This window comes from Psychrobacter sp. FME13 (assembly GCF_014861395.1).
Lineage (GTDB): Bacteria > Pseudomonadota > Gammaproteobacteria > Pseudomonadales > Moraxellaceae > Psychrobacter.
In genome coordinates this window covers 16,254-29,284 of record NZ_RRYV01000029.1, presented here as the reverse complement: position 1 = coordinate 29,284, position 13,031 = coordinate 16,254, and the positions used below count along the sequence as shown (strand labels likewise).

The 13,031-nt window shown below is 43.4% G+C and carries 8 protein-coding genes; 3 read left to right on the top strand and 5 right to left on the bottom strand.

Annotation, left to right across the window (positions count from 1 at the left end; genetic code table 11):
• Positions 1-77 precede the first annotated feature (77 nt).
• Positions 78-1,004: a bestrophin family protein gene (locus EI164_RS05970; protein WP_192519071.1), complete on the bottom strand. Its 927-nt coding sequence runs from the start codon at positions 1,002-1,004 to the stop codon at positions 78-80.
• Positions 1,005-1,663: 659 nt separating this feature from the next.
• Here EI164_RS05970 and EI164_RS05965 point away from each other — a divergent pair.
• Positions 1,664-3,163 (top strand): SulP family inorganic anion transporter, encoded by a 1,500-nt coding sequence (locus EI164_RS05965; protein WP_192519070.1) that lies wholly within the window; start codon positions 1,664-1,666, stop codon positions 3,161-3,163.
• Positions 3,164-3,248: 85 nt separating this feature from the next.
• Here EI164_RS05965 and rpoD read toward each other — a convergent pair whose 3' ends face one another.
• The 3 genes from rpoD to EI164_RS05950 all read right to left on the bottom strand — a co-directional run bounded on the left by rpoD (position 3,249) and on the right by EI164_RS05950 (position 9,142).
• Complete coding sequence (gene rpoD, locus EI164_RS05960) at positions 3,249-5,144, bottom strand: RNA polymerase sigma factor RpoD (protein WP_192519069.1); 1,896 nt, start codon at positions 5,142-5,144, stop codon at positions 3,249-3,251.
• Positions 5,145-5,661: 517 nt separating this feature from the next.
• A complete protein-coding gene (locus tag EI164_RS05955; protein WP_192519068.1) occupies positions 5,662-7,818 on the bottom strand; it encodes a DNA primase in 2,157 nt (718 codons plus the stop codon).
• A 229-nt stretch (positions 7,819-8,047) separates the two neighbouring features.
• Complete coding sequence (locus EI164_RS05950) at positions 8,048-9,142, bottom strand: outer membrane protein assembly factor BamD (protein WP_192519067.1); 1,095 nt, start codon at positions 9,140-9,142, stop codon at positions 8,048-8,050.
• 716 nt (positions 9,143-9,858) lie between these two features.
• Between EI164_RS05950 and EI164_RS05945 the strand changes: the two genes are divergently transcribed.
• Positions 9,859-11,076 (top strand): RluA family pseudouridine synthase, encoded by a 1,218-nt coding sequence (locus tag EI164_RS05945; protein ID WP_192519073.1) that lies wholly within the window; start codon positions 9,859-9,861, stop codon positions 11,074-11,076.
• Between the two features lie 86 nt (positions 11,077-11,162).
• Positions 11,163-12,092: a polyphenol oxidase family protein gene (locus EI164_RS05940; RefSeq protein WP_192519066.1), complete on the top strand. Its 930-nt coding sequence runs from the start codon at positions 11,163-11,165 to the stop codon at positions 12,090-12,092.
• A gap of 106 nt (positions 12,093-12,198) precedes the next feature.
• On the opposite strand, the gene EI164_RS05935 is transcribed toward EI164_RS05940, so the two are convergent.
• The gene (locus tag EI164_RS05935) at positions 12,199-12,786 is read right to left on the bottom strand and encodes a YeeE/YedE family protein (protein WP_225739141.1); all 588 of its coding nucleotides are present in this window, start codon (positions 12,784-12,786) and stop codon (positions 12,199-12,201) included.
• Positions 12,787-13,031: the final 245 nt, after the last annotated feature.

Genomic DNA, 13,031 nt, shown 5'->3' with positions numbered 1-13,031 from the left:
ACGATCTAAGTATAGCTTATTCTGAAATATCTATGCTAATTGATGACACGCCCTATTTGAGCATCAGCTGATGAATACTACTGTAAGTAGCTATTGATAGGAGTGATATCTGGCGGGATATCATTCTCTCCTAATGCTTCTAGCAAGTTGATTTCGATCGTGCGTGAGAGGGCAGTTAATGGTAATTGATTCGCCGCCAAACCAAAAGGTTCCTCTAGCTCTTCGCTGAGTGTATCCAGACCGAAAAACGTATAGGCTATCACCGCACATATTAATGGTGTCACCCAGCCTAATGAGGCCACCAAGCCAAACGGCAACATAATACAATACAGATAAGTTGTACGATGCACCAATAACATATAAGCAAATGGCAGAGGTGTATTGTGGATACGCTCGCAGGCTGCCAAGACTATCGTCATAGACGTCAAGCGCTCGTCCATGTTTTGTACCATCAGCTCTGACGATAGTTGCTGACGGCGTACCTCCCCAAGCTGTTTACCCATTAAGCGCATCAGGTAATCAGGCAGGTTTTTGGCTTGATGCATGGCTGTATGGTGTGTCGGCGCTACAAACGGTTCTATCTCTTGCCAAGGAGATGTACCACGCAGTCGATGGCGTACCGCATGTGTAAAGGCAATCGTCAGATGAATCATCGATCGCTGAGCCTCGCGTCCAGCCTGAGTGTCTTCATCTACAAAGGACAGCACTTGGCGAGTAAAACTACGGGCGTCGTACACCAGCTGGCCCCACAGGCATCGACCTTCCCACCAACGCTGGTAACTGGCATTGTTGCGAAATCCAAGAAACAGTGACAACGCGACCCCCAGCAATGTAAAGGGCGCTGTTCCGTAGGAAGGAAAAGTATTGGGAGACAGGTGCTGAACAATCGTAACGATAACGCTCAGTAGGGTGACAAGCAGAATCTGCGGATAAATTTTGGGAACGATTGAGCCGCGGAGGGTGAAAAATATCTTAAACGTATTGAGTTTCTGCCGGACAATCATGCAAGTTCCCTAGCGACGAAGTGTATAAATTCACTGTTACGTGTAGGGTATAATTCTAATATAGAATTAAAATCTGTAAAGCCCGAAAGTCTATAAATTTATTCAAACAGAAGAGTAGGGGAAATATTCAATATTGATGATTCGAATAGCCAAAAAAGGTAAATCCTGGTCAAAAGGGAGATTTTTTATTAATCCATTTTATGTATGTTAAAATAAGTCAAATATCATTTTTTAACTCTACAAAAGCTGCCACCATAAAGATGAATACGCCACCCTAGCTGTACCTCTCCTCAGTAATAATTGCTCTTATAGCAATTACTCTCATAAAGCGTCTAACGCTTTTTCTTGTGCGCATGCACTGCTTTAACGTTTGTATCATTATTCGATATATCTAGTGGATTATGAAGATTACACCACTAAAAAGTATGTTATGACGATAACTCGCTAACTATGATCGTTCACATTTTTATATTTATTATCTGACAGGTAATGGGCAAGGTACCTAAATAGAGACGTGCCTAGCTAGAGATGTGTCAGACTTTTTATGTGAGCTGATCTTAACTATTTTTTAGATGCTTTCCAATTAAATGTTTTCCAAATAATGATTAGATACCTCGTTTATGGACAGACTATAGCAGTTTCTAAAAACTGAGTTAAATATGTTAAATACAATTAAAGAGCATTGGCTATCCAATGCGCGCGGCGATGTCTTGGCTGGCATGGTCGTTGCTTTGGCGCTTATTCCTGAAGCAATTGCGTTTTCTATCATTGCAGGTGTCGATCCCCAAGTAGGGCTCTATGCCTCATTTTGTATCGCGGTAGTGATTGCGTTTGTCGGTGGTCGTCCAGCGATGATTTCAGCGGCGACTGGTGCAATGGCGTTATTGATGGTGACGCTGGTCAAAGACTATGGATTGCAGTATTTGTTAGCAGCCAGTGTGCTGACAGGTGTTATACAGATCATCTTTGGCTTCTTAAAGCTGGGCAATCTGATGAAATATGTGTCTCAATCTGTGGTGCTGGGCTTTATCAACGCCTTGGCTATTTTGATTTTTATGTCACAGGTTCCTGAGTTGATGCCGCAGGCAGGTTCAAACTTAGTACATGTTTATGGTCTTGTGGCATTAGGCCTCGTCGTTATCTATGGCTATCCATACATTCCAAAGATCGGTAAAGTGATTCCATCGCCATTGGTCAGTATTGTACTGGTCACGGTTGTAGCCATCTTACTAGGTGCAGAGGCTCGAACCATCAATGATATGGGGCAGCTACCTGATACCCTGCCGATGTTTTTGATACCTGATATCCCGTTGAACTTAGATACATTGATCATTATTTTTCCGTATTCTATCAGTTTGGCGATAGTTGGCTTGCTTGAGTCGATGATGACCATGACTATTGTAGATGATTTGACCGATACCAAAGGCGACCGTACGCAAGAGTGCAAGGGTCAAGGTATTGCTAATGTCGTTAGTAGCTTTTTTGGTGGAATGGCAGGCTGTGCGATGATTGGTCAGTCGATTATCAACGTCAAATCAGGTGGTTATACGCGTCTCTCTACCTTAGTAGCAGGTGTGTTTTTATTATTGATGGTAGTATTCTTAAGCGATTGGTTAAAGATTATTCCAATGGCTGCATTAGTCGCTGTGATGATTATGGTGTCTATTGGTACTTTTAACTGGGGCTCGTTTAAGGAGCTAAAAACCAAGCCGTTACAAAGCAATGTCGTCATGATTACGACTGTCGCTGTGGTGGTTGCGACGCATAACTTGGCCTATGGCGTATTGATCGGTGTATTGCTGTCAGCATTGTTCTTTGCCAATAAGATTGAGCGCTATATGAGTGTGCATAGCCACATGGATGCAGCATCGCAAACGCGTTATTATCAAGTTGATGGGCAAGTATTTTTTTCATCAGCAGAGCGTATGATTGACTCCTTTGATATTAAGGAATCTGTCTCTAACGTGGTGATTGATGTGTCGCGCGCGCATTTTTGGGATGTGACAGCAGTTGCTGCGATAGATAAAGTGATTATTAAATTTCGCCGCGAAGGCACTGAGGTAGAGCTCATTGGTTTGAACGAGGCGAGCCAAGCGATGATAGACAGTTTTGGTGTACATGATAAACCAGATGCTGAGCAAAGCCTAGGCGCACATTAACTTTGTATTAATAGTATCATATTCAAAAACACAAAAAAGCCGAGATTAACTCGGCTTTTTTATTGGTACTCATTCTGTTTTGATCTTAGTCATTTTCAAGGAACGAACGCAAGTGCTCAGAGCGTGACGGATGACGCAATTTACGCAGTGCTTTTGCCTCGATCTGACGGATACGCTCACGTGTCACATCGAACTGCTTACCGACTTCTTCCAATGTATGATCCGTTGGCATATCGATACCGAAACGCATTTTTAATACACGCGCTTCACGCTCAGTCAGGTTACCTAATACATCGCGAGTGGCTTCTTGTAGGCCAGCAGATGTCGCATCATCGACAGGGCTTGAGATCGTACCATCTTCAATGAAATCACCTAGATGTGAATCTTCATCATCACCGATAGGGGTTTCCATTGAGATAGGCTCTTTTGCAATCTTAAGCACTTTACGGACTTTGACTTCGTCCATCTCTAAACGTTCGCCCAATTCCTCAGGCGTTGGCTCGCGTCCCATTTCTTGTAGCAACTGACGTGAGACACGGTTTATCTTATTAATGGTCTCAATCATATGCACAGGAATACGAATGGTGCGCGCTTGGTCAGCGATAGAGCGGGTAATCGCCTGACGAATCCACCATGTCGCATAGGTCGAGAACTTATAACCACGGCGATATTCAAACTTATCAACCGCTTTCATCAGACCGATGTTACCTTCTTGAATCAGATCCAAGAACTGTAGACCACGGTTGGTGTATTTCTTAGCGATTGAGATAACCAAACGTAGGTTGGCTTCGACCATTTCTTTTTTGGCGCGGCGAGCTTTTGCTTCACCAACTGCCATACGGCGTGCCACGTCTTTCATGTCGTGGATTTTCATGTCGAGCTTTTGCTCGTAATCACGAATTCTACGTTGGAGTAGAATAACGTCGTCAGTGACTTTTTCTAACGTACCAGCAAAAGCAGGTTTGCCTTTGATACGCTCAATGAGCCAATCAACATTGGTTTCATTACTAGGGAAGGTTTTACGGAACTCATCGCGCGGCATACGACCACGGCGAATCACTAGACGCATGATTTGACGCTCTTGCTTACGGACGTCATCATAGACATCATGCATGATAGCCATAACTTGATCTGACAAGCGGTTGTTCAGTTTTAACATCATAAAGCGTTCTGCAAGCTGTGCATAAGCTTCATCCGCTTGTGCGCTGCCACGACCATAGTCGATTAAGGCTTGCTTGGCTTTGATAAATAGGTTTTCGATTTCTTCTAGACGCAAGCGTACTTCTTCTAGATCGATGCCGCTGGTTTCTTCTTCGTCTTCGTCATCTTCATCATCGTCGTCAAGCGCCGTTTCTTTTGCTTTGACTGGTGGTGGGTTTTCTTTCTCTTCTTTGATACGCTCACGCTCTTCTTTCGCTGCTTCTTTTGCTTCTTGAGCAGCGATTTTATCTGCTTCGGTTTCAGGATCTAAGAAACCAGTGATGACATCAGAAAGCTTTTTGTCGCCATCCTGTACTTTTTGATATTCATCGAGGACGAACTGTACCGTACCAGGCCAGTAAGACATGGCATGCTGTACGTCACGAATACCTTCTTCGATACGTTTGGCAATGGCAATCTCACCTTCACGGGTCAGTAGATCGACGGTACCCATTTCGCGCATATACATGCGTACAGGGTCAGTGGTGCGACCAGGCTCAGTTTCAACAGAGGCTAGTACTGCCGCCGCCTCATCTGCTGCCATGTCATCATCACTTGAATCATCGTTCATCAAGATGTCATCGGCATCAGGGGCAGATTCAAAGATTTTAATACCAACGTCAGTTAGCATTTGCACAATATCTTCGATCTGATCGCTTTCGGTAATAGAGTCGGGCAGTTGGTCATTCACCTCAGCATAGGTTAGATAACCTTGCTCTTTACCCATTTGGATTAAGGTGGCCAGTTGAGATGTGGACTTAGAAACTGACTTATCGTTCATAAATACTCGCTTACTTGCATCGGACATTTTTATATTGTGACGCGCTATCGCTGGCTGGGTGCGTTGATCTTATCAGTCGATTGATCAAAATGTGGCGTAGAGGTTGTCAATAATATCAAAAATGAGTGGATATGAATAAAGGCTCAAAACACTACAATAACAATGCTGAAAAACAGCTAAACATTAAAAAATACTTCAAAATAGTATTCGTTCAAAACTGCTAATTAAAAATAATACCTAAAATTTGTGCCTGACGATGCATGCTTATAATCTTTCACTAAGCAATGCTGCAAATATACAGCCGCATAGTTTAACACAGACCACAGTAATCAAGCACGAGACAGTGATATTTACCGACCATTTTCTACTGATTATTTGCTATCAGTTCAATGTTTAACATTATTTTGGATGCGGTTTTGACTACTCGGCATAATCATTAGTAGTGGGGGCAGCTGCTATACTTTTAAAGGGTTGATGTTTTATTTACAAAAATAAGGGTCAATACTAATATTCAATACTAAGATTGAACCGTGACCATTTGCGATGAGCGTTCGGCGTGTTGCGCACGTAGCCAGTTACTTAGATGCTGTGCTTGGATACGAACTATTGCTTGTTTGATATGGTCAGGATTTTTTATCAGCTCTTGCATTTTCTTTTTTATATTACGTTCGAGTAGTGAGCTTACTAACTCTTCTATCAAGTCATCAAGGCTTAGCACATTTCTGGTAGTTAATGCTCTATAAAACCCACCCCAGCTACTGCTTAAAGTGGTTTGGTTTGCTGGGTTGAGATTCGATAATACAAAATGTGCTGCTGCATTGGCGTCTGTTGGTAAGTACTTTAGGCAACGCTTTATGGTAGTGACCACGTCCAATAGCGCAGTATCTTGCAAGTCCTCCCATGCGATTGAACGTAATACATCGTCAGCGGCTTTTTGCTGAATATGAGCGGGTAGCTTTAAGTTAGTCAATCCTGACTGCTGCCAAATTGACTCAATCGGGTCTTCAAGCAATGCGCGTGGCTGGAATAAAAAACACAGCTGCAATTGCTGACTGATGGTCATGTCACCATCAAAATCTAGCAGCGCGTCTTTTGCCTCGACGTTTTGACTGCGCTTGCCGCCCAGCTTTTGATACACATCATTGTTCAGCAAGTACTTAAAGCTACTGCCTTTGGGCAATGCCATGGTTAATGAGCGTACTTGGGACATGAGCTTGGCTTTACCCTCTACCAAGGTCAGATCGTAACGCTCACTTAAATACGCAAAAATATACTGCGACAATGGCATGGCATTGGTGATCTGCTCACGCATGGCATCACTGCCCTGACTCTTGATAAAAGTATCAGGATCATGACCGTTAGGTAAGCTCAAAAACCTCAGCTCTTTGTCATCGGCCAATACAGGCAGGGCGACCTCTAGCGTGCGCCAAGCGGCTTTTTGTCCAGCGCTATCCCCATCGAAGCTGAGTGTTAGGGTAGGGTTCAGCGTCAGCAGTCGTGATATTTGGCTCTCGTTGATCGCTGTGCCCATAGAGGCAACAGCACCATAGATACCTGCCTGATAAAGGGCAATAACATCCATATAGCCTTCGACCACGAGCCAGTCATTGGCACGTTGCTGGCGAGACTCATAATAGCCATACAGCACATGCTGCTTATGAAAAACGGGTGAGTCAGATGAGTTGATGTATTTGGGCTTTACCTCGTCGTCTAGCGCTCGACCACCAAAGCCGATAGTACGGCCTTGATTGTCCCGAATCGGAAAGATGACTCGATCTCGTAATAGGTCGTAATCACGTCCTGATTCTGACTGACGCACTAAGCCTAACGCTTTGAGACCCTCGATATCCTGTGGGAACTGATGCTCGAGATGCTGCCAACCAAATGGCGCGTAGCCCAACCCAAATGTCTCAAAAATATCCTCAGTGATGCCACGCGATAAAAAATAATGCTTGGCATGTGGATGAGTAGTGAGATTGTGCTGATAAAACTGCTGAATTTGCTCTAATAAATCATAGAGGTTGCCATCTGTATTAGATTGGCTATCCATACCCTGTAGGTCGGCACCTTCATCGCTGCCGCTGAGCCAAGTTGGTGGATAGCTCGTATCGCCTTGATAGTCTGGACCGTAATTACCTGCATCATAAGCGTCTGCCGGATAAGGAACAGAGTCGTAGGCATCTAGTGGCGGATAGTCGTTGTAGCTATTTTCATCGTAACTAATCGGCGGTACATGGCTTTGTTCTAAACCGCTTTGGTTTGAGTTTTCTGGACTTAGGCTGCTTTGGTCGTTCGTGGCATTGGGTGCAGGCTGAGGTAGAATCGGCTTAGGAGCGGCAGGTTTGGGTACGCTACGCTGATAGCTGACGTTTTGCTGTTCTTCTTTGGGGACTTCAATACCGGTTTGCTTTGATAGCTCATTAACGGCCTCAATAAAGGTCAAGCCTTCATAATCGCGAAAAAAACTGATGGCATTACCACTGGCACCGCATCCAAAGCAATGATAGATGTTTTTTTGTGGATTGACATAAAATGAAGGAGATTTTTCGCCATGAAAAGGGCAACAGCCTTTATATTCATTACCTGCTCGTTTAAGCGTGGTATGACGCCCAATAATACTGATTAAGTCAGCTTGGCTATTTAATTGTTCAAGAATATGGTTTGGAATGCTCATACAAAAAACAGTTTACCATAGGTCAATCAGGTTGGAACACAAAGCGTGTTATAGAAACAGAAAAATAAGGCCAACATTATCGTTGACCTTATTTTTTTATGATACAGCATCTAAGTCACTTGTTATGAAGTACGAAAACGCATTTTATATAATGCAATAAGTCTTTGTTATTCATGTTAAGTGACTATAGATTAAGGGGCTATAGTTTGAAAAATTATAGCTTGAGAGATTATGGAACCATAGGAGCATCTTGGTTTGGTTGAGTGATGCCTACTGGTGGCTGACTGTTTTGCGGATTGCCGTTTGTACCACGTGCAGGCGCAACATTGGCAGCTGGCGCGTTAGCAGGAGCTGCATTGGCGCTAGGCAATCTTAGCTGATTGGCATTACGGATTATCTGAGTTTTGGTCGCACCATTATATTGACCTGTCCCTACTGATTTATCTTCTACGCTTGAGCGACCCAGCTTTCCAAAGGTCAGTTTATTCAGCCAACTACTATCACGTTTGGTATCTAGCTTCACATTACCATTACTGGTTAACTGATTAGGATAGTTAATTTGTAATAGGGTTTTGTACTCATTTGATAGATCGGTTAGACCCAGTTTGTCATAACTATAGGCTAAGACAGTCAGGGCTTTTGGGATAGATTCACTGAGTGGGTAATATTGAAATACCCATTTAGCACGGTTGGCAGCGGCAACATAAGCCTCGCGCTCGATATACCAATTGGCAGCAGCCATCTCACTTTCAGCAAATTGATTGTAAATAAAAGTCATACGCTGTGCTGCATCTGGTGCATAAGGGCTGTTTGGGTATTTACCGACCAGCTCTTGAAAGTTAGCAAAGGCAATACGTAGATAGGCGGTATCGCGTTCAGCTTGATTGAGCTTGAACAGTTTAAAGCCTTCTGATGAACCCTCCATATTGGCCACACCGCGTACGTAGTAAGCATAGCTGATTTGTGGGTTAGAAGGGTATAGGCGGATAAATTGCTCAGCACTAGCCGCTGCCATTTCGTACTCACCACTCGCATATTGTGCATACATCATATCGAGTAATGCTTGTTCAGCGTACTGACTAGTAGGGTAAAAGGTACGCAGGTTGGTCAAGTCTTCAATAGACTGATTGTAATGACCTTGCTCAATCTGTTCGATGGCCTCGTTATAGTAACTTTGTTCAGATTTTTCAGCAGTTTCTACCGCCGTATCTTCTTCGCCGCCGCCACTCAGGTTCTTAAAAGTCTGACAACCCACTAGGCTGACACTTAGGGTAAGTAGGGTTATTGAGGACAGTTTGATAAACGTGTTGCCAACAGCTTGCATACTTCTTCTCCGACACAGGACGCATAATAACAGCAGCGTCATTATGCTATATAAAAGGTTAATAATAAAAAGCGATGATGGTGCTACCTCGTAACTGTCTGTTATTGATTATATTTATCGTTAAGCAGACTTATCATCAACATGATTTTTATTGAATGCGGTTTATTTTAATAGTGTACGAGGTCAAGATGACATCTCACTCTAAAGTGTGTTGAACATTAAGCAGTGCCTATGTGTGAATGTTCAACATCTTTTAATAAGAAAGTCATTTTTTAATTCAGTGCCATAGCATACAGCAAAATATACTCATACTTTATAGAATAACGTTTGCTTCGTCTATTTTTTCATCATATTCCATTTCAGTTCGGCATTTTAGCATGAGCGGCTATCACGAGCGATATCGAATGTCGCTGATACTGTTAAATATACAGTAAATTACAGCAATGTCATATTTGGGAGAGTTAATCATTGAGTCTTGGTGCAAGTAAGCTCTAAGTAAAAATGATAGATTAGGAATAGCTTCTATAGGGCTTAAGCACTTGGCATGGTACACTATCGTGATATTGCTGCCGTTTTTTTTGATGATGATTGCTTTCACGATGAGTGATAAATTAGCAATGGGCAGACTATTTTTTTGTAATTTTTTTTAAAAAGTTCTCTAATGACATCATGTTAAGGACTTTACTACGTACCCATTTATTATGAATAATAATGCTATGACCACCCATTTACCACCGAATCAGTCGTTAGATACTGATTCATCAGCACAAGAGTCACCGATGCCAAATGATGTTTTAAAAGATAGTGAGTTACCTGACAACAATCAGCCCACACCTGATGAGACAGTGCATGATGATGCAACGTCAATTGAAGCGGATTTATCAGAAACAGCGTTGCTAAATAGCGATGAAGACTGTGATGACATCGACGATAGCGATGATGAAACTTCAGGTGTAGGTCAAGCAGTGCCAGTCGTGATAGATCTGACCCACACGGTCACAGAAGATGAGTCAGGTCTGCGTATTGATAAAGTTGCCTCGCTAGCATTCAAAGATTTCTCGCGTGTGCAGATACAAGGTTGGATCACTGATGGCAATTTGCTCTATAACGGTAGTGTGCAAAAGCCAAAGGTTCGCGTCAAAGCCGATGATGTGTTGCATCTATCAGCGACGTTAGAGCAGCATAGTGAAGACCAACCAGAAAATATAGATATCGATGTTGTCTATGAAGATGATGAAGTGCTCGTTATCGACAAACCTGTCGGCATGGTCGTGCATCCTGGTGCGGGTAATCAAACCGGCACTTTGGTCAATGCGCTACTATATCACTATCCACAGCAGCACCATCTACCGCGCGCAGGTCTGGTGCATCGGATTGATAAGGATACCTCTGGATTATTACTCATCGGTAAAACAAAACCTTCTCAAATGGCACTGATGGAGCAGCTAAAAGACAAATCCGTATATCGCCATTATAAGTGTGTGGTCGCAGGTGATCAGGCAAGCCTGCTGCGCCACCGTCGCATCGATGCACCAATTGGTCGTCATCGCAATCAACGCACGAAAATGACAGTCATGACAGCAGGGCGTGAGGCGGTTACTCACTTATTAGATGTGACACCACTTAATGAAAACTATTGCCTTTTAGATGTAGGGCTTGAGACAGGGCGTACGCATCAAATTCGTGTGCACTTAAGTCATGTGACCTATCCGATCGTTGGTGATCGCGTTTATGGTGGGCGTCGCCAGTTACGTTCAGGTCTCACGGAAGCGCAGCGTCAAGCAATTAATAACTTCCCGCGTCAAGCGTTGCATGCTTATACTTTAGGGTTCGTGCATCCTACGACAGGTGAAGATGTGGAAGTGACCACGCCGCTACCAGAAGACATGCAAAAACTGATCGCTGTGTTAAGTGATGGCTATGATGACGAATAATCAGTCTGGTAAAGTTACTCATAAACCATGCTGTAACGCCCTGTCGTTGGCATAAAACCGATTCATAAAGATAGTGAATTTTGGCCATGATGAATACGATTCCAATGACGTTGCTTGCGCAAATTGATGATGTCGCTGTTTTTCAAACGGCTGCGTTTCCTAATGAGACGGTTCACTCGCTTGACTCAAGCAGCGAGTCTGCAGCACAGACAAGCGCATTGCAACCAGGTCAGGCGAGTTATGGTGAGCTTAATTTAGGGCTGCATGTCAATGACGATGCGGCAAAGGTCTTGCACAATCGCATGGGATTGTTGTCTGCTATTAATGCAAGCTTTATAAGCCTGTCATCGAAAAGTCTTCAAAATACGCCGATTAGACGTTTGCATTGGGTTAATCAAGTTCATGGTAGGCAGATTCACGATGTCGATGCGCCTGTCTTAAGCATGGCGCCCGTGGCAGCGGATGCGATGGTTAGTCAGCAATCAGGTATTGGATTGGCGATAATGACTGCCGACTGTGTGCCTGTTGTCTTATACCAGCCTGCAACTGGACAGATAGCAGCGATTCATGCAGGCTGGCAAGGACTGGCTTGTGGCGTGATTAAAGCGGCTGTAAATAGGTTTGATGACACGCTACCGATTAAGGCTTGGATAGGCGTGTGTATCAGTCAGGCGAATTACGAGGTGAGTGTAGATGTCCGTGATAAGCTATTAGCAGGGTGCAAAGAAAACCAAGCCCTGTCAGCAAGAGAGCTGGATGATTTTGTCGCATTATTTTCTATACCGTCTGCCAGTAGCAGTACTAATGGCAATGACAAAGTTAAGCTTGATTTGCCTAAGTTGGCTGCCATGCAGTTGGAAGCTGCCGGTGCTATGGTTATGAATGAGTTACCTGTTGACTGTAGTTATGCCGACAGTCGCTATTACTCTTATCGTCGCCAGACACATTTACAGCAACCTGCCACGGGACGTATGGCATTAGTAATTGCTCGTAACATACAGAGCAGTGATCAATAAATATCGACTCAACTCTAATAATCTAATTGATGACACGCTCTAGTTTAGTGAATAAAAAACAGCCGATTGAATCGGCTGTTTTTTTATTCTCGTATGGTTATCTTTATTAGCAGACTGAGTCATTAGATTTTGGTACTGACAATCCGAACACAGGACGTAAGTACAGAGCCAAGAAGGTGCCTGCCATGGCGAGTATGCCCCAAATATAGCCGTGTAAGCTGAAAGAAGCGATACCACCAAAATAAGCACCGATATTGCAACCAAATGCCAAGCGTGCACCATAGCCCATCATCAAGCCACCAATGACGGATGCTGCAAAATTACCCTTAGTGATTTTGGTGAACTTGAATAAGCCACCAGCCGCCGAAGCAATAAAAGCCCCAATAATAATGCCGAAGTTCAGTACGGTTGTAGAATCAGCAAATATAGACGCATTAAGTGCTGCTGCATTCGTTCCTTGCCAATAACCCCAATTGGCGACATCAACACCAAAAGTGCTCGCAATTTTAGATCCCCATAGCGCAAATGCAGAGGTAATACCCCAAGGTTGACCACGTGTTATCAATGTCAGCGCATTTAGAAGACCTAATATGATGGCTGCTGCAAACAGTGGCCAAGAACCACGAAAAATACGTTTCCAGCCTGTCGCAGAAGGTACGGGCGCCATCTTAGGTGCTTTGACTGTCTCTTGCAATTGGATCTTGCGTTTCGTTTACGGGTTGAACTTTTATCGCTGTCAAAGTGGTGATCTCCTTTGCTAGTATTTTTGATTGGCATGCATTTTTATAGCTTTTGTAAACACTACTTTTGAGTTGTTGGTTGTACTCATGTGTTGTTAGTCAACATAGGAATAAGCGCTACATCATAGTCTTATTGCATCGAAAATAAAAACAAGTTGGAGAGAAAATCTAGAATTAGTATATGCAGTTATGGAATAAA